Genomic DNA, 26,558 nt, shown 5'->3' with positions numbered 1-26,558 from the left:
ACTGTATTCGCCAGGCATTCATTAATTGATTGCGAATGCGCAAGCCCTGTTAGTCATCAATATTGATAAACCCGCATTTAAAGCAATATCGCAAAGCTGGAACCGCACACCAAATAACAATCCTGTATGAGGTAATGCGGTTTTTATTTATGAGTGATTAGCAAACGCTATGCTGCTATTAGCATAATTACCGGCGGGTTATTTGTGTTATTAATTTTTAAAATGCATTTTTAAAGTCATCCGCTTGAGGAATATGATATGGCATCACAGAATGTAGACGCTATTAATAGAGGCGCGAACAGTGCTGGCGTTAATATTGATATCGAAAATGTCAGCCACCATTTTACGCTGGAAGGAAACGATTTGGCGGTATTGGAAAATATTCACTTGCAGGTAAAAGCGGGTGAGTTTGTGGCGCTATTAGGCCCGTCCGGCTGCGGTAAATCGACCTTGCTGCGCTTGCTGGCTGGACTCGAACAACCCGCCAGTGGCTTACTGGCAGAAGAAGGTCGCGCCATTACTGCGCCACACCCTTCTCGCGTCGTGGTGTTTCAAGATCCTACGCTTTATCCCTGGCGCACGGTTTACGACAATGTAGGATTAGGACTGCAAATTCGGGGCGAGAAAAAGCAGGCGGCTGAAGAACGTATCAATGCCATGCTGGATCGCGTAGGTCTGCGTCAGTTTGCACGCGCCTGGCCACATCAACTTTCTGGCGGCATGGCGCAGCGTGCGGCATTGGCGCGCGCTTTAATCAATCATCCTCGCTTACTGATTCTGGACGAACCGCTTGGCAAGCTGGATTCATTGACGCGCTTACGCATGCAGCAGGAGATTGTCGATTTGTGGCAAGAGCAGCAATTCACGACCTTGATGGTGACGCATGATGTGGAAGAGGCGCTGTTTATGGCTAACCGCGTGGTGGTGTTTAGCCCGCGTCCGGCGAAGATAGTGGAGATTATTGAGGTTAAGCAGCCGTGGCCGCGTCGCCGTGATGATCCAGAATTAGTGGCACTGCGTAGCAAGGTTCTTTCGCTGCTGGGTAGCGAGCACGTCGCCGCCTAAAAGCAGGGAAGGCTGAGCCTTCCCTGCACGTTATAGATGAAAGCGCAGCGCCAGGTGAAAACCTGACGAGGCTTCCACCACAATCGCCTCCTCTTCCTCAATGAAATTCACATCGCCCAGCAGCAACGCCGCTTTGACCTTCGCCAAATCCTCTGTTTTAAATCCCAGCGCCGCCATGCGTGCACTGCCGTCATAATCTTCGGGTAAAGAATGAAAGCGACGTTTTGCATAGTCTGCCGAGGCGAAGCGAACTGTTGCTGCGCCAGCACGCAAAACAAAAGCCCCTTCAGGGCAGGCAAGAATGCGTGCGGCACCAAACAGATGGCTGTAAACCTGCGCCGCCAGCGCCGGATCCTGCGCTACGATCACAAACTCGCTGATGTTCTGCACGCCGTTGGGATGTTGCTGCCATTCCTTTTGCCAGACGTTTTCTGGCGTCAAATGCTGACAAAAGAAACTACGGCCGTTGGGAATTAACGACGGGCGCAGGCGAACGGTGCGAAATTGTGCCTCACCAACCGTGCCATCGGGTAAGTCGACAGGGCGATGAAAAGAGGCGGGCGCGTCACCGTCTAAATCCTGACGCTGTAAATGCAGGAATTCGCTGTCTGCATCGTCTGTTTTCCACACCAGTCCACTTAGACCTGGCGGTGCTTGCCAAAGGTCGGCACGTTTCTGGGCGTTACCTTGCTCATAACCCAGCAGCTCAAGGTAGTTTTCACCGAATATCGCCAGGTGATTACTGGAACCCAGCGAGTGATGACCGCGTTCAGTCAGCTGAAAACCGAGGCGACGATAAAGCGCACTCACCGCATCTAACTGATCGGCAACGTTGATCACCACATGATCCAGAACGGGTTGAGGAACAGGTACAGACATTAAGTGTCTCCTTCTTTTCGTCATTGCTGCGCCACAATCTGCAAAGCACGCGGAGCCAGCTCGCTAAAATAGTTAACGGCTGCATCGATCAGTGATTCATCAGGATCGAAAGCGGGATGGTGCAAACCAAAATCACTGGCGCTGCCGATACTGACAAAAACGCCAGGTAGCTGTTGCAGGTAAAAAGCAAAGTCCTCGCCACCCATTTGCGGCGATTCAGCGCGTTCAGCGTGATAACCGGTTTCCTGCGCCAGTGCCAAAGCGAAGTCTGCCCAAGCAGGTGTGTTGATTAATGCGGGTGGACCTTCAATCCACTCCAGCTCAGCCTGTGCGCCAAAGCCGCCGGCGATTCCCTGAATCAGAGAGGTGATCTTATGCGGGATCTGGGCACGGATGTCAGCGTTGTGGGTGCGCACGGTACCTTCTAGCTCAACGCTTTGTGGCAGCACGTTCCAGGTATTACCGGCGGTAAAGCGCGTTACGCTCAGCACCACCGATTCCAACGAACTGAATACACGACTCGGTAAGGTTTGCAGAGCGGTGACAATGTGGCTGGCAATCACAATAGAATCGATGCCTTCCTGTGGTCGGGCGGCATGTGCGCCTTTACCATGAATGCGGATCATAAAGCGATCGACATTGGCATAGAACGCGCCGGGACGCGTGTGCAATACACCCAATGGCAAATCTGGTGCGTTGTGCATGCCAAAGATCGCCTGAACGCCATCGAGTGCGCCTGCGTCAATCAGCTGCTTCGCGCCATCAAACGTCTCTTCAGCCGGTTGAAACAGAATGCGCACCCGACCCGGCAATTCAGCCTCGCGCTGTTTGAGCTGATGGGCAACACCCAGCATCACTGAAGTATGCAGATCGTGACCACAGGCATGCATAACGCCAGGTTGCTGTGATGCCCACGGTTGTCCGGTGACTTCTTCAATCGGCAGCGCATCAATATCAGCGCGCAGGGCAATTAACGGTTCGCCTTGGCCGATCTCAGCCACCACGCCGGTTTTCAACTCAAACGGCAGTAAACGAATATCACCTTGCTTCAACCAGCGCGTAATACGTTCTGTGGTGGCAAACTCCTGATTGGACAACTCAGGATGCTGATGTAATTCACGCCGCCATTGCACCCGCTGTTGTGAAAGCTGTTGTGCTGATAATGAGGTAGAACGTTGTTCAGTTAAAAGCGTAGTCATGATCATCCTTGAGACGTTGGCAGGAAAGGTTCACCCAGTGTGAGCATCAGGCGGTTGGCCCAGGCGAAGAAGGCGCTGGATTGGATCAGATCGAGCAGAGCCAGCGTGTCCAGGCCTTGCTCGCGTAGCACGATGATCTGATTCAATGATGCCTGCTGTGGCGTAACGGAGAGAGAAGCTGAAAAGCCGATCACCGCTGCCCAGCGTGGAGATTGACCATGCGACAACACCGCACCCGGTGAAACATTCAGCAGCTTTTGTACCGCTGCATCCTCTTTCGAGAGTTGACTGGCTTTGCGTGCATGTACGGAAGCACAGAATATGCAGCCGTTCACTTTACTTACCACTGCAGCGGCTAATTCACGTTCGGCACGCGGCAATCCACCGGCGGTATAGAAAATGCCTTTATCGGTTAAGGTTCGCTGCTCAAGCAGCGGCAGATTGCGCGCCAGCAGGCGGAAATAGTCGGAATCCGTGTGCCCAAAACGCGCCAGCGTGGCGTGTTCTTCTGGCGTAAACTCGGCCAGCGGTTTTGCAGCCAGCCAGGGTTCCCATCCCAGCGCGTGCTGTGTAAAGGCGGTCAACGCGGTTTTCCCGCTCGCGGTCTGCGGCGCATCATGCCAGCGGCCCGCCACTACAGCCGGACCCTCACTCGTTGGCTGCTGGCCCTGGAGCAGTAATAACCCTGCTAATAAACGGCTTTGAAAGCTGATAAAAGCGATTAACTGTGACAACGTCACAATGCCGCGTGCACTCCAGCCAGCTTGTTGAAGTTCAGTAAGATGTTCTGGCTTGGCCTCAACCGGCGCAAAGGTCAAGCGCTTTGCAAAGGCCAGGGCAACCTGATGGCGTGTGCTAACGCTCAGCGGTTCTGCCTGCTGCCGGTAATGCGCCTGCAAACCCGCTTGTGCGTGCCATTCTGCCACGTGCGCCGCGATTGCGAACCGTTCCGCCAAGGTAAAGTCTTCATCGGCCTGGCTAAACAGCACGTCGTAACTGCCTTGCGCATGTCGTGTAGCGGCGTCACGCGTTTGACGTGCCTGCGCCAGTTCAGAATCGGGAGCGATGTCTGCCAGCGCAGCCAGTAAATCGTTGGGTTGAGTCATCTTCTTCTCCAGTTAGCGTGCTTAACCCGCCGCTTTGAGCGCGGGTGCAATGGTTTCAGCGATCAGTTCGATTGAGCGCAGCGTGTCGCTGTGTGAAGGCTCAACGGAATGCACCTGAAACGAAATATCAGTAACGCGCGACAAAACGCTGTCTTGCGCTAGTGAAGCCAGAACGTCACTGGCGTCGCCAACGTGCGCATCAAACTGCGTCAGTAAATCGCTGAAACTTTCGCCACGCAGCGTATGGCCGCTGGCGAGATAGTGCGCCGCTTGCTGACGAATGCCCGGCTCGGCGATGCGCCGCGCATAATCAGTGGAATCGGCGACGAAGGCAGTTCGCGAAGCCAGAATGCGTGGTGCTACAAGGGTTGGAAGCGCCGCCAAATAAGCGTCAATAATCGGATTTTGAATGGCGTCCAGCGGCAATTCAGGTTGTCCAGCGGGACGCGGCTGAGTGCGGGATAACATCAAGCCGTGTCCCGCCTGGGCGGCACGAATCGCACCTTCAACCGAGAAGGTGGCAATCCATACCCGTTCGGCCAGTTGTGGGGCCGCCGGATAAAGGTGGTTATCCGGATGGCTTAGCGAATCACCGCGCCAGGCGCTGATCAGGGTGTGCAAATTGTCGTTGAATGCGCCGCTGCGATCGGCAAACGTCAGGCCAAACGGTAAAAACGAATTTGGCGTACCGCCTGAACCCAGTCCGATTTCCAGTCGTCCATCGGCCAGCAAATCCAATACGGCGGCATCTTCCGCTACGCGTAACGCGTTTTCCATTGGCAGCGTAATGATCGCGGTGCCCAGGCGGATGGAGCGCGTATGGGCAGCAACATGCGCCAAAAACAGCAGCGGTGCCGGCAAGCCGCCTTCCTGTTCATGAAAATGGTGCTGTGCAATCCACGCTCCGTCGAAACCCAGTCGCTCAGCGTGTTGAATCTGCTCTGTCGCCAGCCGATAGCGCTCTTTCGCCGGGACGTTATCCAGTAGGCGAGTAAAAAAGCCGATATTCATGCAGGTTCCTCTTGATGAGTCGGGTAAAGCGGGGGAATAGCCGCGATCAATTCTTGGGTATAGGCGTGTTGCGGTGATTCAAATATCGTGACAACGTCACCACGCTCAACCACTTCTCCCGCTTTTAATACCGTGACGCTGTCGGCGATTTGCCGCACTGTCATTAAATCGTGGGTGATAAACAGATAGGTCAAACCTTGCTCAGCCTGAAGCTGCTGCAACAGCGTCAGAATTTGCGCCTGCACGGTGACATCCAGTGCGGAGGTGGCTTCATCAAGCACCAGAATCGACGGCTGTAATATTAATGCTCGCGCCAGTGCGACACGCTGTCGCTGACCGCCGGAAAGCTCACGGGCGCGACGAGATAAAAACGCTAGCGGCAAAGCCACACGTGCAGTTACCGCTTCAACCCGCAGGCGACGTTCTGCACGACTCAGCTTTTCAAAGTTGAGCAGCGGTTCTTCAATGATCTCAAACAGAGTCTGGCGCGGATCGAGTGAGGCAAACGGGTTTTGATAAACAAACTGAATTTTTCGGCGCAACTGGCGTAGCGCTTCGCCCTTCATGCCGTTGACGACAATGCCATCCAGCTTCACGCTGCCGCTGTCGGGCTGCTCAAAGCCAAGCAGAATGCGCGCCAGCGTGGTTTTGCCGGAGCCAGATTCACCCACCAATGCATGTGTGGTGCCGCGCTGCACCTGAAAAGTCACATCATTCAACGCCTGCAAGCGCTGTTGTTTGCTCAGCCTAAAGCTTTTATTAATGGCTGTTGCCTGAATAGCCGGGGCAGAAAAGCGGGCCGCAGAGTAAGGCTGGCGCGGGCGCGGTGCGGCATCGGTCAGCAATTGCCGCGTGTACGGATGCTTCGGTGTAGTGATCACGTCTGCGGTTACGCCCGCTTCCTGAATCTCGCCGTGACGAAACACAATAATGCGATCGGCACGTTCGGCGGCCAGTGCTAAATCATGGGTGACAAATAACACCGCCGTGCCCGATTCACGACGTAGCGTATCAAGCAGATCGAGAATGCGTTTCTGCACCGTGACATCCAGAGCGCTGGTGGGTTCGTCGGCAATGATGATGTCCGGCTGCAATGCCAGGGCGATAGCGATCAGCACGCGCTGCTTCATACCACCAGAAAGCTGGTGCGGATAGTGATTAACACGCTGTTCAGGATGACTTAATCCCACCCGTGTGAGCAGGTCAATCACCCGCTGTTGCCGCTGAGAACGGCTAAGGTTGAGATGCAGACGCAAGATTTCTGCCACTTGTTCGCCAATGGTTTTTACCGGATTCAGGGAATTGCCCGGATCCTGCGGCACCAGGCTAATGCGCGCGCCGCGCAGCGAATCAAAACGCTTTTGCGACCATTGGCTGATCTCCTCATCATTGAGCAAAATCCTGCCGTTATCGCGGCGGCCATTTTCCGCCATCAAACCAATAATCGCCTGCGCGGTGGTGGTTTTGCCCGACCCTGATTCACCCACCAGCGCCACTATTTCACCTGCTTTCAGTTCAAAGCTGACGTTGTGCACCACCTGTTGCCAGGCGTTGGCGCTGCGATAACTCAGGCTGAGATTGTCGACCTTTAATAACGTGCTCATCGGCGGACTCCTGACAGTTGCTGGCTGATGCGATTCGCTGACAGCACCACGGCTATCACCACCACGCCGGGAAAGGTGGTTAGCCACCATGCGGTTGCCAGATAGTTTCGACCTTCGGCAATCAATAATCCCCACTCAGGCGCGGGCGGTGGCGTGCCGTAACCGAGAAAGCTCAGCGTCGAGAGCGCCAGAATGGCCTGACCAAACTGCAACGCGGCGTAGGCGATAACCGGCGTCAGCGCGTTAGGTAAAATGTGACGCCACAGCACCGTAGAGAAGCGTCCGCCGCTACCAAAGGCGGCTTCAACGTATTCGCTGTGACGAATGCGTACGACTTCACCGCGTGCCAGACGGGAAAAACTGGCGATAGACGCAACGCCGACTGCCAGTGCGGCATGCAAGGTGCCGAAACCCATGAGAATCAACACGCTTAACGACAATAAAAGTGACGGAATTGAGAGCAGCACATCCACAGCGCGCATTAGCCAGGATTCCGTTCTGCCGCCGATTGAACCTGCCAGCACGCCTAACGCGGTTCCCACGATCAATCCCATCGCTACCGCAATCAGTACCGCAGAGAGTGAATGTGATGCGCCGTAGATAATGCGTGCATAAAGGTCGCGTCCGAGTTGATCGGTGCCGAGCCAGTGTCCGAGTTGTGGGGCTAAACGTTGCGCACCGGCAACACCGTCGGTTGCGCTGTAGTCAGTGAACACTCCTGGCGCCACTGCGGCCAGCAGCGCAGCAATCATTACTAACCAGGCCAGCCATAAACCGGGTTGCACAGAGAAACTGCGGCGAGGTGTGGCCGCCGTTTTTTGACGTGCGCTGGCGTAATCGACCAGACTCATGCTGCACCTCCCACTGTTTGTAACCGGGGATCCAGCAGCGGCATCAGCAGATCGACCAGCAGGTTAATCACGACAAATCCCAGCGCTGAAATCATCACCACGGCTTGCAATACTGCCACATCCTGATTATTCACAGCCTGCTGCGTCAGTTGGCCCAAGCCATCCAGACCAAACACGGTTTCAGTAATCAGCGCTCCTGCGATCAGCTCGCCTAACAGCAAACCGGCCACGTTGAGCACCGGTAGCATGGCGTTACGTAACACATGGCGCCACAGCACATAACTTTCACTGGCCCCTTTAGCGCGAGCCACCGCGACAAACGGACGCGTCGCCACATCGTCAATGCTGCGTAATAGAATTTGTGCCAAAGGGGCCGAAATCGGAATGGCCACAGTGATAATCGGCAGGATCAAGCCCTGCCACGGCGACGGATTGATCACCGGAATCCAACGCAGCTGGAAAGAGAACAGCTGAATCAGGGCAATGCCGAGCCAAAAGGTTGGCACTGAAATGAACAGCGCAGGCAGCGATTGCAACAGATTGCGCAGGCTGCGTAACGCCGGAAAACGTGACAACGCCGCGAGCACGAACGCCAGAGCCATCGCCAGCAAAAAGCCACACAGCGCCAGGCGTAATGTGCCGGGCAGATTGCTGGTTAGCTGATCGCTGACCGGCACGCCCGCCTGCACGGAATAGCCAAAATCACCGTGCAGCATGGCGACCAGCGTATGCAGATATTGCTGCCACAACGGGTTGTCAGCACCATACGCCTCGCGCATCTCCGCGATCTGTTGTGGGCTGAGGCCAAGATCGGGATTTTGAAATTTAATCAAAATCGCGTCGCCCGGCAGCACTTGCAACAGCACGAAAGAGAGGGTGAAAGCGGCCCATAACACCAGCAGCCCAAGCCCAACCCGATGCAGCAGATAACGTCGCATCATTCACCTCAACTTAATGTTTTTCCAGCCATGCGCCATACAGCGCTGGACGGCCAACGGCTTCGAAATTGACGCCTTTTAACCAGGGCGCACCCGCAAAGACTTGCGGCTCTTCAAACACCGGGATCACGTAGGCCTGGTCCAGCAAATAGCGCTGCACGTCGCCGGTTAATTGCAGGCGTTTGGCCGGATCAACTTCAGCGGAAATATCCACCAGTAGTTGATTCAGCTTGTCGTCACGGAAGTTTTTCACCTTGTCGCTGGAGCCGCCTTTTTGCAGCAGCGCATCGCGGTTAGCAAAATAGAAACTGCTTTTAATCACATCAGGGTCGGCGCGGCCGACTTCGGTGACATTCAGCGGTGTTTTCTGCGGGTCGAGGCTGTCGATGGTTTTACTGCCTGCATCACCGGCTTTTACCGTTAACGCCACGCCAACCTGACGCCACTGCTGTGCAATGAGCTGAAGCACCTCTTTGTTCTGCGGCTGCGGCAGTGATTCATATACGGTCAACGCCAGACGTTGTCCCTGTTTTTCACGAATGCCATCGGCACCCGCTTTCCAACCCGCTTCATCCAGCAGACTTTTGGCTTTTGCCTGATCGAAGGTGAGCTTGTCAGCCAAATTAACGTAACCAGCGGCAGTGGTAGCAATCACCGATGTTGCTTGCGGATAATTTGGTGAGAACAGCGTTTCAACCACCTGTTTCGAGTGAGTGGCATGCAGCAGCGCCTGACGTACGCGAATATCGCTGACCAATGGGTTATCTGGACGGAAACTGATGCTGTCATTTACCCCACGCGTGGGTGCGGCATAAATAGGAAAGTTTTGGTCTTTGGCCTGCTTCTCATCGTAAGCCTGTACCTGACGAATAAAATCTGCCTGACCCGCCAGCAATGCACCAATACGCACACTGTCTTCCGGGGTGACGATCACTTTAATGCCGTCGAGATTCGCCGGGCCTTGCTGTTGACCATTTTTAGGGCCCCAGTCATACGTTTTACGGGCGGTTAAATCGACTTCGCGTCCTAACTTTTCAGCGCTGACCACAAAAGGGCCAGAACCAATGATATTGCGCGCATCACCCAGTTGATCAAAATTACGCGCCAGCGTGCTTAGCGATACCAGCCCGGAACCAATGGTTGCGGTGCCTTGTAAAAAGCCCGGTGACGGTTTTTTGAAATAAAACTTCACCGTGAGTGGATCAATGACTTCACTGCGATCGTAATTATTAATCACCTCTGAAACCGGCAGGCGTTGAGCTTTATTTCCTAATCCGTAAGTATCGAAGTTTTTAGCTACGGCATTGGCATCTAATGGTGTGCCATCAGAAAAGGTGACACCCGATTTTAATTTAAAGGTGTATTCGGTTTTATTTTCATTGGTGGTCCAGCTTTCTGCAATCCAGGGTTCAACCTGCAACGTCTTTGGATTCTGCCAGGTCAGTTTATCGGTAATTTGATTCAGTATGCCGCCATTAGGATAAAACCCACCTGCGGGTGGATAAAGATTGGTATGCGCCTGCTGTTCAAGATAGATCAGCGTGCCGCCTTTAACCGGCGTCTCAGCGGCATGGCTGGCAAAACTCCCGGCGAGTAAGGCAAAGGCCAAAGCGCGCGACAATGGCGAAATCGGTAATAACGTCTTCATGTTGAATTCCTTTGTTATTAATTGCCTTAGCAGGCTGGAATCATCATCGAATGACGGCGCTATCAGGTGAAGCAACGAATTGGTCAAAGCTTATCTGGAATTGACAAATACCCTCAATCCTTCACGTCGCAGAGGTGTTGGCTGCGCTTGTGCATGCCAGTTACCCTGAATTTTCTGTGGTGGGGATGAACAGGCTTGCCGCCTTTCCGCAACGCGAATAATTAACGGCGGAGTGATTACACTTTAATAAATATATTTCGCATTAAGCCTGTTTTTTTATTCGTAATTCATTTCAAGACACAATGCGCATTACGTTGCATTGCCATTTTTTAACTTCGTATTTTCATATTTGTTGTTTTACGAAATATAACCTCCGCTCCACACTAGCCCACAAATCGTATTTAAGAGGGAAGGGTGAATGTCATATCGACTGAGTCTGTTAGATAAATCACCGGTTGTAACGGGAGAAGCGCCCAGCGCCGCGCTACAGCGCACATTACAGCTGGCTCAGCAGGCAGAAAGCTGGGGCTTTCACCGTTTCTGGTTGGCCGAGCATCACAATACCGATCGCCTGGCGAGTCCTTCACCTGAAGTATTGATCGCCTGGATCATCGCGCAGACGCAACATATTCGAGTGGGCTCAGGCGGCGTGATGTTGCAACATTACAGCCCGTATAAAGTCGCCGAAAATTTTAACCTGTTGGCTTCACTGGCGCCGGGACGCATCGATCTTGGCGTGGGTAAAGCACCGGGCGGTTTACCGCTTTCAACCCATGCGCTGCAACTGGGTGTTCACGCTGACGAGAAGGGCAGTTTCGCCGAACAGTTGCGCCTGCTTGATAACTGGTTGCAGACCCGCGCGCAGGATGAAAATGACGACGAAGAGGTTTTACGCGCCACGCCACAACCGGCGCGACCGGCGAATCGCTTTCTGCTGGGTGCCAGCGAAGAGAGTGCCAAACTCGCGGCGGAGCTGGGCTGGCAATTTGTTTTTGCTGCCCACATCAATGGCGATCGCCCGTTGCTTGAGCATTCGCTGAATACCTATTCCACGCTCAGTAAGGGGCAACGTGCCTTGGTTGCAGTGCAGGTTGTGGTGGCGGATTCTCCTGCTGAGGCGGATCTGCTGGTGTCCGATCTCAAGCACTATCACGTGCAGGTCAAAAACGGCCCGAGCGTGAATGTCGGCAGCCTGGAACAGGCAGAGCGTTATGTGCGGCAGGGGGGATTTTCCGATTACCTGATCGAGCCGCGCACGCCGTCGCTGCTCAAAGGCACCGCGGCTCAAGTCCATGCTCAGCTAGAAGCGCTGCATCAGAACTTCAACATCGACGAATTCATTATTGATACACCGATTGCCGAACCCGTTGCGCGTCATGCGTCGCTGGCGTTGTTGGCGACGCACCATCTGGTCGAAGCCTGAGTGCAGACATTCAGCGGAGGTAAACCATGAAGCCGAATGAATCACAGTTGATTGCGTGGCGACGCGAACTGCACACCTGGCCAGAACTCTCCGGAAAGGAATTTGCGACCACTGCGCGTCTGCGTGAATGGTTGCAGAGTGCGGGTATTCGCTTACTGGACTTTCCGCTGGAGAGCGGTGTGGTAGCCGAAATTGGCAGCGGTGAAACGCGGGTGGCGCTGCGTGCCGATATCGATGCACTGCCGATTCACGAAGCCAGCGGTGTCAGCTTTCATTCTCGCCATCCTGGTGTGATGCATGCCTGCGGGCACGATCTGCACAGCGCGGTAATGCTGGGCGCAGCACTGGAATTAAAAGCGCAGGAAGCGCAACTGAAAGGGTGCGTGCGCATCTTATTTCAGCCTGCTGAGGAAATTGGCCGTGGTGCAAAACAGTTCATCAAGGCGGGCGTGTTAGAGGATGTACAGGCTATTTTTGGCATGCACAACGAACCGGGGTTGCCCACCGGCACCTTCGCCACGCGCGGCGGCGCGTTTTATGCCAATGCGGACAAATTCATTATCCACGTCAACGGCAAAGGCGCGCATGCTGCACACCCTGAGCAAGGCGTTGATGCGATTGTGGTTGCCAGTCAGATCATTCAGGCACTACAAACCTTAACCAGCCGCAGCTTCAATGCGCTCGATAGCGTGGTGCTGAGCATTACGCGCATTGACGGCGGTAAAACCTGGAATGTATTGCCGAGCGGGGTGGAATTTGGCGGCACCGCGCGTACTCACGATCTTCAGGTACGCGCCGAACTGGAACAGCGACTGCGTCAGTTGGTGGAGAGCATTGCCTTAGCCCATGGTGCCGACGCGACACTTCGTTGGCATCCTGGGCCGCCTGTGTTGATCAACGATCCCGATTGGGCGCGCTTCAGTAGCGAGATTGCGGCGCAGGTCGGCTATCACGTGCAAACGGCTGATTTGCACCTGCTTGGTGAGGATTTTGCCTACTATCTGCAAAAAATTCCCGGTGTATTTGTCAGTATCGGCAGCGCCAGCGATTTTGGTTTACATCATGCTGCCTTCACGCCGGATGAAGCCTCAATTGCCCCTGCCGCACACTATTTTGCCCAACTGGCGCAGCAGGCGCTGCAACATCTCAACGCACGATGTTGTGAACCCCTTCTGAATTAATCCCCCTTTTTAAATGGCGTCTGGACGCGAGGCAAATGCACTCTCGCCAGGCTCGCTACGACTAAAACAGAGAGAAGATCATGACAACGAGACAGCTTCGACTGGGTACGATTTTGCACGGTGCGTCAGGCAATATGTCAGCGTGGCGCCATCCGGCAGCGCAGGCTGATGCCAGCATCAACCTTGCGTTTGCCAAGAAGATTGCGCGTAAAGCTGAGCAGGGCAAACTCGATTTTTTGTTTGTTGCTGACGGGTTATTCATCAATGAAAAGTCGATCCCTCACTTTTTAAACCGTTTTGAGCCGTTAACCTTGCTGTCCGCGTTGGCCGGCGTGACGGAACATTTGGGGCTGGTCGGCACGGTTTCGACCTCCTACAGCGAACCCTTTACCGTGGCGCGCCAGTTTGCCAGCCTCGATCATTTGAGCGGCGGACGCGCTGGCTGGAATGTGGTGACATCGCCACTGGAAGGGTCTGCTAAGAACTTCTCACGCGCCCAGCACCCGGAACATGCGCTGCGCTATCGCATTGCCGATGAGTATTTGCAGGTGGTGAAAGGGTTGTGGGATTCCTGGGAAAAGGATGCGTTTGTTCGTAACAAAGAGAGCGGCCAGTTCTTTGATCCCAGCAAGCTGCATACGCTGGATCACCATGGCGATTTCTTCCAGGTGCAAGGCCCGCTGAACATTGGCCGCACGCCGCAGGGCCGACCGATTATCTTCCAGGCCGGTGCGTCTGAAGATGGCAAAAAGCTGGCCTCCAGCCACGCCGATGCAATTTTTACTCATCAACCGACGCGAGAAGAAGCGCAGGCGTTTTATCGCGACGTTAAGCAGCAGCTGGTGGAGAAAGGCCGTAAACCGGAAGATTTGCACATTTTCCAGGGGGTTAGCGTGATTGTTGGCGACGATGCCGACGACGTGGAACAGCAATATCAAACCACCGCTGCGCTGGTCTCGATTAAAGATGCGCTCAACTATTTGGGTCGTTTCTTTGATCATCACGACTTCTCGCAATATCCCCTTGATGAACCTTTCCCTGAATTAGGCGATATCGGACAAAACAGCTTCCGCAGCACCACCGATGAAATCAAAAGCAAGGCGCGTCAGTTTAATCACACGCTGCGTCAGGCTGCGCTGGAAGCGGCTACCCCGCGCCCGCTGTTCCACGGTACGCCTGAACAAGTCGCTGATGGTTTGCAACTCTGGTTTGAAACCGACGCCACCGACGGTTTCATTATCAACGGCGGTACGCCAGATACCTTTGAACGCTTTGTTGATCGCGTGGTGCCGATTTTGCAGGCGCGTGGTTTATCGCGTCGCGAGTATCCCGGAACCACATTGCGCGACAGTTTTGCCCTGAAACAACCCGTTAATCAGTTCACACAACAATAAGAGTCTTCGCTATGCAAAAAACGAAAACAGTGATCGCCCTGATGCTATTGGCTGCCAGCAGTAGTGCATGGGCTGAAGATACCAATGTGGATTACAACGGACAGCGCGTGAGCCTTGAGGCGAATAAAACACCGATCAACACCGGTAAAAACGCGCAGGCAGTGGCACAAATTCCGGCGGGTCACCGCTTTGCGGTTCCGGGATCCTTTACCGTAGCGGTCGCGGCACTCAATTCGCCGCCCTTAACGGTCTTTTCTGATGACAATAAAACCTTGCTGGGCAGCGAAGTGGATATCGCCCGTCTCGTTGCTGACAGCCTCGGTCTGAAGCTCAACGTGGTGCCCACTTCCTGGGAAGACTGGCCGTTAGGCGTGGCGTCGGGCAAATATGATGCAGCGATCACTAACATCACTGTCACCAAAGATCGCAAAGAGAAATTTGATTTCGCCACCTACCGTAAAGATTCGCTGGGCTTTTATGTAAAAACCAGCAGCCCGATTAAATCACTGAGCAAAGCAGAAGATATTGCCGGGCTGCGCATCATTGTTGGTTCCGGCACCAACCAGGAAGCGATTCTCCTGGCCTGGGATAAAGAGAACCAGGCCAAAGGCTTGAAGCCCTTTACCCCGGTTTACTCCAAAGATGACGCCGCCCAAACGCTGGCGCTGCAATCCGGTCGCGCTGATGCCTATTTTGGACCCAACGTAATTGGTGCATGGAAAGCGGCGTTGAATGGCAAAACCCGCTTGGTAGGCAGCGTTGATGGCGGTTGGCCGAAAGCGGCGCATATCGCCGTAACGATGAAAAAAGGCAGCGGTTTAGCGGAACCTGTTAGCACCGCGCTCAACGGTGTGATGCAAAACGGCGACTACGTAAAAGTATTGAACCGCTGGGGTGAAGGCGTAGAACGCATTGATCGTTCTGAGATCAACCCGCCGGGATTAGGCGATTAAGGAGGCGATATGAGCCAGCAACATTTTCGCGAAGTCTCACCAGAAGCACCAGAATTGCAGCCGATCCTCGCAGGTCTGTTTGGTGAATATGCGGCGCGCTATGGCGATTACTTCACCTCGCAGAAAGAGGTAGAACTGACGGAGTGGTATCTGCCGCCACACGGCCTTTTCATCGTGCTGGAGCGTGATGGCGAGATCATCGCAATGGGCGCCTATAAACCTTATGACGAGCAAACCGCTGAGCTAAAACGCATCTGGACACGCCGCGATCTGCGCCGTCAGGGCTTGGCCTTGGTGATGGTGAAAGAGCTGGAGCGGCGCGCCTTGCGTGCCGGTTATCAACGGCTTTTTCTCACCACCGGTTTTCGCCAGCCGGAAGCCGTGCGGCTTTATACCGGGCACGGTTATCAACCTCAATGCGATATCAGCGGCGATCTTGAGCGTTATGGGCAGCCGCCGCATGACGGCCGTTTGCGTTTTTTTAAAGTGATTGACGTTCAAAGCGTCGCCCAAGCCAGTTAAGGAGGCACGATGAGTAAGGAACCGCAATTGCAAGTGGTGCCGGCGCGCTATCCAGCACGTACCGTGGGGGCGATTATCGCCCTGTTTATTCTGGCTGGCGTGGTGCAATCGGTGGCGTTTAATCCGCGCTGGGAATGGGGCGTCTTTACCCGCTGGTTTTTCGATCCGGTAATCCTGCATGGTTTAGGGCAAACGCTGTTGTTAACACTACTCGGCACGATCTTCAGCTTGATGCTGGGCGGTTTGCTGGCGCTGGCGCGACTCTCCTCATCCTGGTTATTGAGTAGCTTAGCATGGGGTTATATTTGGCTGTTTCGCTCGCTGCCGCTGATTGTTGTGCTGATCATCTTGTACAACTTCTCCTATCTCTACGACACCTTATCGATTGGCGTGCCTTTTACCGCGCTGTCGTGGGGCAACTTCCAGACCATCAACGTGTTGGGGCAGTTTCCGGCTGCGGTAATTGGTCTGACGCTAGTGCAAGCGGCATACAGCGCTGAGATCATTCGCGGCGGTTTTTTGGGGGTTGATCATGGTCAAGTTGAAGCGGCTTCAGCGCTGGGTTTATCCGCCACGCGTCGTACTTTCCGCATCATTCTGCCGCAGGCGCTACGCGCAATTATTCCTACCGCGTTTAACGAAATCATCAGCCTGGCGAAAGGCACAGCGATGGTTTACGTGCTGGCAATGCCTGAGCTGTTTTACACCATTCAGATGATCTACAACCGCAATCAGGAAGTGATTCCGTTGCTGATGGTCGGTGCGGCCTGGTATTTGATTATCACCACCGTGCTGTCCGTGATTCAGCACAGCGTTGAACGCTGGCTGGCCCGTAGCGTAACCCGCGAACCAAAACCTTCACGCTGGCGTCAATGGCGCAATCGCGTCGCGCCGGTGATCGCAACTGAGGAAATTAGCCATGTCCGAAGCCATTGATTACCGCTCAGTCCATACCACAGGCGCTATTAGTATCACCAGCGTCAGTAAAAGTTTTGGTAAGCACAAAGCGCTGGATGACGTTTCGCTGGAACTGGCACCGGGCTCGGTGACGGTGATTCTGGGGCCATCTGGTTCGGGCAAGTCAACGTTGCTGCGTTCGATCAACCATCTTGAACGCGTTGATGCGGGTTTTATCCAGATTGATGGAGATTATATCGGTTATCAGCGGCGTGGCGACAAGCTGTATGAACTGAAAGAGAACGCGATTTTACGTCAGCGTATTAACGTCGGTTATGTGTTCCAAAACTTCAATTTGTTCCCCCATCTCACCGTGCTTGAGAACCTGATTGAAGCGCCGATTGCGCATCGGCAACTGACAAAACGTGACGCGGTCACGCGTGCCGGTGAATTGCTGGATATCGTTGGGTTGCGCCACAAAGCGGATGCGTGGCCGCGCCATCTTTCTGGGGGTCAGCAGCAGCGTATTGCTATCGCGCGCGCCTTGATGTTGAACCCACGCGTAATGTTGTTTGATGAGCCAACCTCGGCGCTCGATCCTGAACTCGTCGGTGAAGTGCTCGACGTGATCAAAAAACTGGCGCGCTCCGGCACCACATTGGTGATTGTGACGCACGAAGTGGGTTTCGCCCGTGAAGTTGCCGACAACGTGGTGTTCATGGTTGATGGCAAAATCGTAGAACAGGGCAATAGCACGCAAGTACTGAATAATCCACGACATGAAAGAACTAAACGGTTCCTCGCACGTGTTTTGTAATCACAGGAAGAGTCAGTCATGCGAAATTTCTGCGCAATAACCTTGTTAGCCGTTTTGCTGGTGAGTCAGGCGGCGGGAGCCGCCGAGAAGTTAGACGCGTCAAAAAATGAAACGCCCATTAACGCGCCTGCGAATCCAGATGCGATTAAAAAGATCCCCGCAAATTTTCACTTTATCGAGCCGGGCACGTTAACGGTGGCGACCTCCGCTACCCATTCACCGCCGCTGGCGCTGTTGGCGTCAGATAATCAGACCCGCATCGGCAGTGATCCTGATATTGCGCGGTTACTGGCGGACAGCCTTGGCTTAAAACTCAAGCTGGTTCCCGCTTCCTGGGAGGATTGGCCGCTTGGCATTACCGCTGGGCGCTACGATGTGGCGATGTTTAATATTGCCGTAACGGAAGAGCGGAAGAAGAAGTTCGATTTTGCCACCTACCGTGCGGACAACCATGCTTTTGTAGTGAAAGCTAACAGTTCAGTGACCTCAATCAACTCGCCGGAAGAGATTGCAGGCAAGCGGATTATTGTGGCATCCGGCACGAATCAGGAGCGGATTCTCCTGAGCTGGGATGAGAAAAATCGTGCAAAAGGTTTGCCGCCGGTGCAGCCAATTTATTTAACGGATGATGCCTCCGCGACGCTTTTGCTGCTTTCTGGACGCGCCGATGCGATGTTTGGCCCACATTCCATGGCCGCCTGGAAAGCGGCCTCACGCGGGCAAACCAAAATCGTTGGCACCGGGCCGTTTCGCGCGTGGGTCGCTGTGACCACCAAAAAAGGCAATGGCCTGGCCGATGCCCTACAAACGGCGCTGGATGGCACCATTGCGGGTGGTCAATACCAGCAGGTATTACAGCGTTGGGGCGAGCAGGATGAAGCGATCAGCCATTCGACAGTGAACCCGCCGGGAATCGTTTATTAATAAAAAGAAGCAAGGATGCTTCTGTTCGGTCCACTCTTTGCCTGCCGATTTGCGCTACACTTTCCAGCTTAACTGACCTGGCAATATCATAAAAAATGTCATCAGGACCTTAACCTGGACGTAGCATGAAAATCAGATTCCTTTCTGCCAATGAGCAAAAGCTGGCGGAGGTACGCAAAATTCTTGAGCCTGTCGGTGTTGAAGTTTTGCCTATTGCCCGCCGCATCGAAGAAATTCAAACTGAAAATGAGTTAGAACTCATCCGCGACAAACTCACCAAAGCTTTTTCCTTGATTGGGCGTCCGCTGTTTGTGGAGCATACCGGTCTCTATCTTGATGGCCTGAATGGCTTGCCTGCCGGTCTGACACGCATTTTCTGGAACCGCTTAGACGCTGAACGCTTCACTGCGCTGGTTCAGGGGCTGGATAGTCAGTGCGTCACGGCGAAAACCGTGCTGGGCTATTGTGACGGTCGAAAAATGTATCAATTTTCCGGCGAACTGCGCGGCACCATCGCGGCCAAACCTGCGGGTACGCGCGGCTTTCAGTGGGATTGTGTCTTTATTCCCGAGGGTCATGATCAGACCTTTGCCGAGATGGGTGACAAGAAAAATGAGATTTCCATGCGCCGCATCGCACTGGATCGCTTCGCCAACTTTTTAAAAACTGCGCGGGGAGTAGCATGAAACCTGAATTAAAACGCGCCTACGATTCTGGGAAACTGATTCTTTTTGCTGGTGCCGGTATCTCACGTAACCTTGGCTTGCCGGAATGGCATGAGTTAATTTCCCATCTCGCCAACGAGTTGGGCTACGATCCTAAAATATTCAACACCTACGGCACGCACCTTTCCCTGGCGGAATATTACAAGCAGAAAAAAGGCTCGCTGGGCCCGTTACGCAGTTGGATGGATCGTGAATGGCATCGGCCTGATATTGATGTTCGTTCTTCCGAAATTCATACCATGATCACGCAAGGCAATTTCTCTCGTATCTATACCACTAATTACGATCGCTGGCTCGAAGCGGCACACGAAGCGCACGGCGTCCCTTATTTTAAGGTCGCGAATGCAGCTGATTTAGTCTCTTTGACGGAAGATAAGCGCCACATCATTAAGCTGCATGGTGATTTCGACGATGATACGTCGATTGTGCTGGACGAAAGCAGCTACTTTGAACGGCTCTATTTTGATTCCCCGCTGGATATCAAATTGACGCACGACGTGATGGGCAACTCGGTATTGTTCGTTGGCTATAGCATCAGCGACTTTAACATTCGTCTGCTGTTTTATCGTCTGACCAAAATGTGGGGCCGCACCGGCCTGGCGACCGCGCGGCCTAAATCCTACCTGTTCACCAATCGCAACAATCCGGTAGCAAAAGAGGTGTTGGGACAATGGGGCATTGAGATGATCGTGTCGGAAGAGGATGATCCGCGCAAAGCGTTGGCGGATTTTCTTGAAGCGTTATTGGCCTAAAAATTCCATTAGCGCAGCCATTATAGAGATATGCAGGGCGTTTTATCGTATAAACCCTGCGTCTGATCATCATTGCGCAATCGGCGAGCACCCTGGGTTTTAGAAGATGCATGGGTGTGCCGTTTTAAGATGTTATTCTCTAGTGGAAAACAAAAAACGGCGTGTTATACTGTATATATTCACAGTATCAGAGAGGCAAGAAAATGGCTGTCGAAACAAAATTTGTAGTCGTCAGAAAGGGTGAAGAGAAGATGACGTTTGCCAACAAGAAAGAGGCCGATGCCTACGACAAAATGCTCGATATGGCCGAAGCCTTCACTGACTGGCTGTTGCAGCATCAACCTGGACTGGATGAAACCCAGGCTGAAACGCTGGGCCTGCTGATTGCTGAGCAAAAAGATGCGGTGCAGCATATCCTCCGTACCAGCAAACTGCCTGAAGCGGCGCCTTCTGCAGACATTACTGTCGCAGAGAAAGATGATCATGAAGAGGTTGCTGAAGAAGCAACCAGCACCAAAAAAGTTCGCGCAGTTAAAGCGGCTTGATGACCGAAACGCCGTGAGTAATAAGCTGACGGCGTTTTTGTTTCTGCCTTTCTAAACCCTGCGAACCTGATAACGCGTACTTCTACCTCCGCCTTCCAGCTTGTAAAGACACTCTTTTTCCAGCAGATCGGCTAAATGGCGTGTTGCCGTCGATTTACTCACTTTTGCAACTTTTTGATACTGACTGGCGCTAATGCCTAGCTCAAAACCCTGTTCGCCGCCGTCCAGTAATCGATTGAGCACTTTTACCTGTTCTTTACTCAAACCCAACCCTTGATGGCGCAGCCAGAATCGGGCTTTTAGTTGTGTACGCTCAACGCTGAGCATCGCCTGATTCAGGCTTTCTTCCAGAATATCCAGAAACCACACCAGCCAGCCGGTGATATCCAGATCGCCTTTCTGCGTTTTTTCCAGCACCCGATAATAGTCGGCGCGTTTTGCCAATATGGCTGAAGACATGGCATAAAGCCGAATGCTTTGGCTATCCGCTTGCGCTAGCGCCAAATCTGTTAATGCACGTGTAATGCGCCCATTACCATCATCGAACGGATGAAGCGTAACAAACCACAGATGGCAAATGGCAGCGCGTAACAACGGATCGAGTAATACATTCTCCCGGCTTTGGTTGAACCATGTCATAAACGCGTCGAGCTGAAGTTCCAGTCCCGCACGCGGCGGCGCTTCAAAGTGAACCGTTGGTCGGTCAAGGCGTCCCGACACCACCTGCATTGGCTCGCTGCCGCGAAGCGCACCGACGCTTAGCGAATGGATTGACCATTCATCCTGTGGAAAGAGCCAATGGTGCCATTGGTACAAGCGCTTGAGTGTTAAAGGTCGATCGCGATTATTGATGGCATCAAGCATCATCGCCGCCAATCCCTCAGAGCGATCGGATATGGGATAAGGTTGTTCTTCGGAAACACCTAAACGCCGCGCCAGCGATGAACGCACCGATTGCGCGTTAACGCGTTCTTCTTCGATGGCAGAAGAGGAGAGAATATTAGCCAGCAAGGTATCGAGCGTTTGCGATTCATCGTCCGATTGCAGGCTTGCGCGGCCCAATAACGTGCCACGCAGTTGCTGAGCATGGCGAAGCCGCGGCAGGAGTTGTGCATCTTGCCAGGTAAACTGTGGCCAATCGGGGTGTTGCCAAATCCATAACGTTGTCATCAAACGGCTCATCTTATCGGTATGAGCCGAATAGAGAGTGTCATTCGGCTCAAAATATGAGTCGATTATAGGGGCTTATTGGCTCATGTGCGAGCGAGAAAAATTCAAAGAGGAAAGAGAAACAGGACGCGAAGGCCCTGTTTTGAGATTAATGTGTGAATTGCGTGAAGGTGCTCGAGTAGAACTGAACCATCCAGATCACATAAACCAGCCATACCACCAGCGCGCCTGCTAACCCGACTTTGCCCGTCATCATTATCTTCTCCTGCTGTCGTTTCGTGGTTTGAAAACCGTTTACATAAACTGACAGTAGTGCGGATAACGTTTGTTGTTGTAGATCAAAAAAAAGCGTTGTCGGCGGATTTAAGTTTTCCGGTTTGTGGTCAAGTTAACCCTGATTCAGTTACTGGCCGGAAAAATTTCTCCATTTCTTTGCAGAGCTGAACAGGCAGCATCAAAATCAGGCCGCACGAAGCGGCTTTATGCGTTGATAAATTGGCTATCAGGCGCGTTTAAGTCTTCGCTGACCGCCGTTATCGGGGTCTTGTGCCTCTTCGCGCTTTTGGTTTACGTGTTCAGAGTATGTTGAATTTGTTGGATGCCCCATAACGCCAACGTATGATCTTCTTCAGACGGTAAGCCACTGACGCTCACCGCACCAAACACCACGCCCGCCTCGTTCAACAGCGGGAATGAGCCACCGTGATCGGTAAATTCATCTTGTGCAATCCAGTTCATCTCTTCCATGCGTTTGCCGCTCTGCTCATTGTTAAGGCCGAGGTACATTGAGGCATGCCCGAAGCGCAGCACTGAATTGCGTTTACGCTTCATCCATTCCAGATTGTCAGGGCTTGAACCGGGCAGCGCGGCAAAGAAAAGAGGCTGACCAAAGGCATAAACTTCAATAGCGACCGGTAATTTTTGCTCACTGGCGCGCTGTTGCAGGCTTTGGCCTAAAAGCCAGGCCAGTTGGAAATCAAACGTAGATAAACGACTTTCAGCTTCTTGTTGCAGGATAGTGTGTGAAGTAAGGGTCGATGACATGGTTATCACTCTGGTTTAATGGAATTAATATTCTATTAAACATACCAACAAAATAAAATTACCGCATCCATTTATCCTGACTGCGCAAAATTTAAGTTTTTCGCCATGTAAACTTCACTGCATTCAAGCGATCCTTTTAATATCAGTGACAAATAACCCATAAGGATGACAAATGGCAGCACGTGAACATCATTATCAGCTTAGCGTCGAATGGACCGGCAACAGCGGCAAAGGCACGGAATCTTATCGTTCCTATCAACGTGATTTTGTGGTGACGACAGCGAACAAACCTGCAATTCAAGGCTCATCCGATCCGGCCTTTCTGGGCGATGCGACCCGCTGGAATCCAGAAGATATGTTGCTGGCTTCTACGTCTGCCTGTCACAAGTTGTGGTATCTGCATCTGTGTGCTGAAGCCGGAATCGTGGTAACTGCATACCGTGATAATGCAGAAGGCACGATGACAGAAGATGAAAAAGGGCACTTTACTCAAATTATCTTAAAACCGCAGGTCACGGTGCGGCAGGGCAGCGATAAAGCGTTGGCGCTGGCGTTACATCACAACGCGCATGAGATGTGCTTTATCGCCAATTCGCTTAATTTTCCGGTGCTCTGCGAAGCATCGATTACCGACGCGGCTGAATAATCTCACTTTTATAGTGGCGACTCCCCACGCCACTGCGATCTCTTCTAAAAAAGCGTCCTCGGCAGTGATTAAAGTTCAAAAAAAAAGCGCCGATAGAGGATCCTGTAACGGATGAAATTTACAGGGAGGTCATGAGAAGGTTTATTTCAGGGGAGCCGCAATGGCCAATCAAACCAAAGAGAAGAAAAGAATGAGCACCCGCACGCAGATGCTGTGGACGGGAGGCTTGACTATCATGCTGGGTTTCGCCGTTACCATTGGCGTGCTGAGTTGGCAATCGAGTAAAGAACAGAAGACGCTGGCTGAAAACTATTTGCAGCAAATTGCGCAAAGCAAAGGTTTGCAGATTCAACAGGAATTAAGCTATGCGCGTGATGTGGCGCATAACCTTGGCCAAAGTCTGATTGCGTTGCCTGCTGCGAATATCACCGACCGCAAAGTCGTTGACAAAATAATGGAATATTCGCTGCGCGCGAATCCCGACTATTTATCGATGTCAGTGATTTTTGAAGAAAACGCCTTTGACGGACGTGATGCGGAATTCGCAACGCAACCTAACCAGGCACCAAAAGGGCGCTATGCCTGGTTTGTCGATCGCGATCAATCCGGCAATTACTCCATGCACCCGTTAACCTCTTATCTCACACCAGGACAAGGTGATTATTATCTTGTGCCGCAAAAAACCCAGAAAGACACGCTCACGGAACCTTATAGCTATGCCTATAACGGCGTACCTACCTTATTAACCTCCGTGGCTGCGACTGTTTTTGAAAATGCGAAACTTCGCGCCGTCGTCACCTCTGATATTTCGTTAGCCTCTCTTCAGCAGAAAGTGAATCAAATTAAGCCTTGGGAAGGCACCGGTTATGCGCTGCTGCTCTCCAATGGCGGCAAAGTGATTTCGTCCCCGAATAAAGATGAAGCAGGAAAAGCGTGGAAAGGTCAAAGCGATGGGTTTACCTCGGCGGTGGTTCAGCACTTTGATGCAGTGCTCGGTGAAGAGGCATTGATCACCTGGCAACCGGTGATTATCGGGAACAGCGATAAGCCTTGGTATATTGGTGTGGTCGCGCCGGTGAGTCAGGTGATGGCGGCGGCAAACCGTCAATTAATCTATGCCATTGTCTTGATGATTGTGAGCATTTTGCTGGTGGGTACGCTGCTTGGCGTGCTATTCAACCGTAAAGTCCTGCGACCGATTGGTGGCGAGCCGCTGGAAGCCGCAAAAATTGCATTAGCGGTGGCGGATGGTCATTTGGATAATGTCATCACCGTTCAGGCTAACGATCGCAGCAGCCTGTTTTTTGCGCTGCATACCATGCAAAGCCAACTGCGAGCCATTGTTGGGCAGATCAAAGATGCCAGCGAATCAGTACGCCAGGGTGCAGGTGAAATTGCCAGCGGCAATCTCAACCTGGCTTCGCGCACTGAACAACAAGCTGCGGCGCTGGAGCAAACGGCTGCCAGCATGGAACAGATCAGCGCCACCGTTCGCTTAAATGCGGATAACGCACAGCAGGCAACCAGCCTGACAGAAAATGCCACGCTTATTGCGAGTCGCGGTGAAACTCTGGTCGGGCAAGTGGTTCAAACCATGGCGCAGATTGATGACAGCTCGAAGAAGATCGGCGACATCACCACCATGATCAACAGCATTGCTTTTCAAACAAACATCCTTGCACTGAATGCCGCCGTTGAGGCCGCGCGTGCAGGCGAACAGGGGCGTGGATTTGCCGTGGTAGCGTCAGAAGTGCGTAATCTTGCTCAGCGTAGTGCAAATGCGGTGAAAGAGATTGCCGCATTGATTGAGGAGTCGAGCGTGCGGGTTGAAAGTGGTGTGAGGCTGGTGAATGACGCGGGAAAAACCATGCAGGAGATGACGCAGGCGGTAACTTCGGTTCAAGGCATCATTGCTGAGATTGTATCAGCTTCTGATGAGCAGGCGCGGGGGATCAGTCAGGTTACGATTGCGGTTAATGAGATGGATGGCACCACCCAACAGAACGCCGCGCTGGTGCAGGAAATGTCTGCGGCAGCCAGTTCTCTGGAAGATCAAGCGCAGCAGCTGGCACAAACAGTTGAGCAATTCCATCTACAGCAGAGTGCATAAGCACTGACTGTCGCTGTTGTTTGATGAATAAACGAAACCCGCCATTTGGCGGGTTTTTTTACTAATGCTCAAAAACTTCAGTGAGCCGTTCACCCTTTTCTGCATCAAACAGATGTATTTTCTGCGTATTGATACCGATTGCCAGCGATCCGCCCGGCGTTGCTTCGCTGCGGCCTGCTAACTGCATGTGCAGTGGCGAACCTTGCCATTCCAGATGTAATAACGTGGATTCACCGGTAATTTCGACAATTTTTACCAAGGCTGGCTGGCCCGATGCGTCGCAGATCAAATCATGAGGGCGTACACCCAAGGTTACTGCTTGCCCTTCGCGTTGTTGTGCGGCCGTATGCCAGCGTGGCGGCAGTGCAAACCATTGGGCACCGCACAGCAAGCCGGGAAGGCCATTTTGCTGCTGAAAAACGGCATTGAGAAGATTCATGGGAGGCGAGCCAATAAATCGCGCCACAAATGTATTTACCGGACGATCATAAATAGCCAGCGGCGCGCCTTGTTGCACAATCACACCATCCTTCATCACCACAATCTGATCGGCTAGCGTCATCGCTTCAACCTGATCGTGGGTCACATAAACCATGGTGGTTTTAAAGCGCTGATGCAATGATTTGATTTCGGCGCGAAGTTCCATTCGCAACTGAGCATCAAGGTTGGAGAGCGGCTCATCAAACAAGAAAACCTGCGGATTACGCACCATGGCGCGTCCCATTGCGACACGCTGACGTTGACCACCAGAAAGCGCACGGGGATAGCGTTGCAGCAGCTGATCAATGCCTAAGATAGCGGCAATGCGAGCGATTTTACTCTTTTGCTCGTCACGCTTGACCTTCTTCACCTGCATATGGAAGGCAAGATTTTCCGCAACGGTAAGATGCGGATAGAGCGCATAACTTTGAAATACCATCGCGATATCACGATCTGCCGGGTCGAGATCGTTGATCTGCTTTTTATCCATCAAAATCGCGCCATCAGACAGGGTTTCAAGTCCCGCTAACAGGCGCAGCAAGGTTGATTTTCCGCAGCCGGAAGGGCCAACTAATACGGTGAAGCTGCCATCGGGAATGGTTAAATCCAGCGGATGTAACACGCTCTGTTTGCCGTAGCGCTTAGCCACTTTTACGAGTTCAACACTGGCCATA

25 protein-coding genes are annotated in these 26,558 nt (G+C 52.9%); 14 read left to right on the top strand and 11 right to left on the bottom strand.

Features of this window, described 5'->3' with window-relative positions:
* Window positions 1-258: 258 nt before the first annotated feature.
* Window positions 259-1,065: an ABC transporter ATP-binding protein gene (locus SC127_RS13185; protein WP_332626870.1), complete on the top strand. Its 807-nt coding sequence runs from the start codon at window positions 259-261 to the stop codon at window positions 1,063-1,065.
* A gap of 30 nt (window positions 1,066-1,095) precedes the next feature.
* Here SC127_RS13185 and SC127_RS13180 read toward each other — a convergent pair whose 3' ends face one another.
* The 8 genes from SC127_RS13180 to SC127_RS13145 are packed head-to-tail and all read right to left on the bottom strand — an operon-like array spanning window position 1,096 to window position 10,301.
* Entirely contained in the window at window positions 1,096-1,944 is an 849-nt protein-coding gene (locus SC127_RS13180) for a VOC family protein (protein WP_215848442.1), read from the bottom strand.
* A gap of 20 nt (window positions 1,945-1,964) precedes the next feature.
* Window positions 1,965-3,143 (bottom strand): amidohydrolase, encoded by a 1,179-nt coding sequence (locus SC127_RS13175; RefSeq protein WP_332626869.1) that lies wholly within the window; start codon window positions 3,141-3,143, stop codon window positions 1,965-1,967.
* 2 nt (window positions 3,144-3,145) lie between these two features.
* On the bottom strand, window positions 3,146-4,249 hold the full coding sequence (locus SC127_RS13170; protein WP_332626868.1) for an alkylhydroperoxidase domain protein: 1,104 nt from the start codon (window positions 4,247-4,249) through the stop codon (window positions 3,146-3,148).
* A gap of 21 nt (window positions 4,250-4,270) precedes the next feature.
* Entirely contained in the window at window positions 4,271-5,260 is a 990-nt protein-coding gene (locus SC127_RS13165; protein WP_243079373.1) for a putative FMN-dependent luciferase-like monooxygenase, read from the bottom strand.
* Window positions 5,257-6,864 (bottom strand): ABC transporter ATP-binding protein, encoded by a 1,608-nt coding sequence (locus tag SC127_RS13160; protein WP_332626867.1) that lies wholly within the window; start codon window positions 6,862-6,864, stop codon window positions 5,257-5,259. Before SC127_RS13160 ends, SC127_RS13165 begins: the two co-directional genes overlap by 4 nt.
* Window positions 6,861-7,715, bottom strand: a complete 855-nt coding sequence (locus SC127_RS13155; protein ID WP_332626866.1) for an ABC transporter permease — start codon at window positions 7,713-7,715, stop codon at window positions 6,861-6,863. Before SC127_RS13155 ends, SC127_RS13160 begins: the two co-directional genes overlap by 4 nt.
* A complete protein-coding gene (locus SC127_RS13150) occupies window positions 7,712-8,653 on the bottom strand; it encodes an ABC transporter permease (protein WP_332627042.1) in 942 nt (313 codons plus the stop codon). The genes SC127_RS13155 and SC127_RS13150 overlap by 4 nt, the downstream gene beginning before the upstream one ends.
* A 13-nt stretch (window positions 8,654-8,666) precedes the next feature.
* Window positions 8,667-10,301, bottom strand: a complete 1,635-nt coding sequence (locus SC127_RS13145; protein WP_332626865.1) for a TIGR04028 family ABC transporter substrate-binding protein — start codon at window positions 10,299-10,301, stop codon at window positions 8,667-8,669.
* A gap of 418 nt (window positions 10,302-10,719) precedes the next feature.
* Here SC127_RS13145 and SC127_RS13140 point away from each other — a divergent pair, with 418 nt between their 5' ends.
* From SC127_RS13140 to SC127_RS13090, 11 genes are all read left to right on the top strand, one after another.
* Complete coding sequence (locus tag SC127_RS13140) at window positions 10,720-11,724, top strand: MsnO8 family LLM class oxidoreductase (protein ID WP_332626864.1); 1,005 nt, start codon at window positions 10,720-10,722, stop codon at window positions 11,722-11,724.
* A gap of 26 nt (window positions 11,725-11,750) precedes the next feature.
* Window positions 11,751-12,905 (top strand): amidohydrolase, encoded by a 1,155-nt coding sequence (locus SC127_RS13135; RefSeq protein WP_215848435.1) that lies wholly within the window; start codon window positions 11,751-11,753, stop codon window positions 12,903-12,905.
* A gap of 80 nt (window positions 12,906-12,985) precedes the next feature.
* Complete coding sequence (locus SC127_RS13130) at window positions 12,986-14,299, top strand: LLM class flavin-dependent oxidoreductase (RefSeq protein ID WP_243079378.1); 1,314 nt, start codon at window positions 12,986-12,988, stop codon at window positions 14,297-14,299.
* Window positions 14,300-14,310: 11 nt separating this feature from the next.
* Window positions 14,311-15,252 (top strand): ABC transporter substrate-binding protein, encoded by a 942-nt coding sequence (locus SC127_RS13125; RefSeq protein WP_215848433.1) that lies wholly within the window; start codon window positions 14,311-14,313, stop codon window positions 15,250-15,252.
* Window positions 15,253-15,261: 9 nt separating this feature from the next.
* Complete coding sequence (locus SC127_RS13120) at window positions 15,262-15,774, top strand: GNAT family N-acetyltransferase (protein WP_243079379.1); 513 nt, start codon at window positions 15,262-15,264, stop codon at window positions 15,772-15,774.
* A gap of 9 nt (window positions 15,775-15,783) precedes the next feature.
* Window positions 15,784-16,710: an amino acid ABC transporter permease gene (locus tag SC127_RS13115; RefSeq protein ID WP_332626863.1), complete on the top strand. Its 927-nt coding sequence runs from the start codon at window positions 15,784-15,786 to the stop codon at window positions 16,708-16,710.
* Window positions 16,694-17,488 carry an amino acid ABC transporter ATP-binding protein gene (locus SC127_RS13110; protein WP_332626862.1) on the top strand — a complete coding sequence of 265 codons (795 nt, stop codon included), beginning with the start codon at window positions 16,694-16,696 and terminating at the stop codon, window positions 17,486-17,488. Before SC127_RS13115 ends, SC127_RS13110 begins: the two co-directional genes overlap by 17 nt.
* 18 nt (window positions 17,489-17,506) lie before the next feature.
* The gene (locus SC127_RS13105; RefSeq protein ID WP_215848432.1) at window positions 17,507-18,412 is read left to right on the top strand and encodes an ABC transporter substrate-binding protein; all 906 of its coding nucleotides are present in this window, start codon (window positions 17,507-17,509) and stop codon (window positions 18,410-18,412) included.
* A gap of 125 nt (window positions 18,413-18,537) precedes the next feature.
* Window positions 18,538-19,098: a non-canonical purine NTP pyrophosphatase gene (locus SC127_RS13100; RefSeq protein ID WP_215848431.1), complete on the top strand. Its 561-nt coding sequence runs from the start codon at window positions 18,538-18,540 to the stop codon at window positions 19,096-19,098.
* On the top strand, window positions 19,095-19,889 hold the full coding sequence (locus SC127_RS13095; RefSeq protein WP_215848430.1) for an SIR2 family protein: 795 nt from the start codon (window positions 19,095-19,097) through the stop codon (window positions 19,887-19,889). The genes SC127_RS13100 and SC127_RS13095 overlap by 4 nt, the downstream gene beginning before the upstream one ends.
* Window positions 19,890-20,092: 203 nt before the next feature.
* A complete protein-coding gene (locus tag SC127_RS13090) occupies window positions 20,093-20,434 on the top strand; it encodes a YebG family protein (RefSeq protein ID WP_332626859.1) in 342 nt (113 codons plus the stop codon).
* 51 nt (window positions 20,435-20,485) lie between these two features.
* On the opposite strand, the gene SC127_RS13085 is transcribed toward SC127_RS13090, so the two are convergent.
* The gene (locus SC127_RS13085) at window positions 20,486-21,604 is read right to left on the bottom strand and encodes a Fic family protein (RefSeq protein ID WP_243079383.1); all 1,119 of its coding nucleotides are present in this window, start codon (window positions 21,602-21,604) and stop codon (window positions 20,486-20,488) included.
* A gap of 567 nt (window positions 21,605-22,171) precedes the next feature.
* Window positions 22,172-22,648, bottom strand: coding sequence for a heme-degrading domain-containing protein (locus tag SC127_RS13080; protein WP_215848428.1), 477 nt, complete (start codon window positions 22,646-22,648; stop codon window positions 22,172-22,174).
* A 172-nt stretch (window positions 22,649-22,820) separates the two neighbouring features.
* On the opposite strand from SC127_RS13080, the gene SC127_RS13075 reads away from it, so the two are divergent.
* Both SC127_RS13075 and SC127_RS13070 read left to right on the top strand, forming a co-directional pair.
* Window positions 22,821-23,294 carry an OsmC family protein gene (locus SC127_RS13075; protein ID WP_332626856.1) on the top strand — a complete coding sequence of 158 codons (474 nt, stop codon included), beginning with the start codon at window positions 22,821-22,823 and terminating at the stop codon, window positions 23,292-23,294.
* Window positions 23,295-23,454: 160 nt separating this feature from the next.
* Window positions 23,455-25,404 carry a methyl-accepting chemotaxis protein gene (locus SC127_RS13070; RefSeq protein ID WP_332626854.1) on the top strand — a complete coding sequence of 650 codons (1,950 nt, stop codon included), beginning with the start codon at window positions 23,455-23,457 and terminating at the stop codon, window positions 25,402-25,404.
* 61 nt (window positions 25,405-25,465) lie between these two features.
* Here the strand turns inward: SC127_RS13070 and SC127_RS13065 are convergent, their stop codons facing one another.
* Window positions 25,466-26,557 (bottom strand): ABC transporter ATP-binding protein, encoded by a 1,092-nt coding sequence (locus SC127_RS13065; RefSeq protein WP_215848426.1) that lies wholly within the window; start codon window positions 26,555-26,557, stop codon window positions 25,466-25,468.
* Between the last annotated feature and the right edge of the window lies 1 nt (window position 26,558).

The organism is Pantoea sp. T14 (genome assembly GCF_036663535.1).
GTDB classification, from domain to species: Bacteria; Pseudomonadota; Gammaproteobacteria; order Enterobacterales; family Enterobacteriaceae; genus Pantoea; species Pantoea phytostimulans.
The sequence above is the reverse complement of the archived record's forward strand: the minus strand, read 5'-3'. Positions and strand labels throughout refer to the sequence as shown.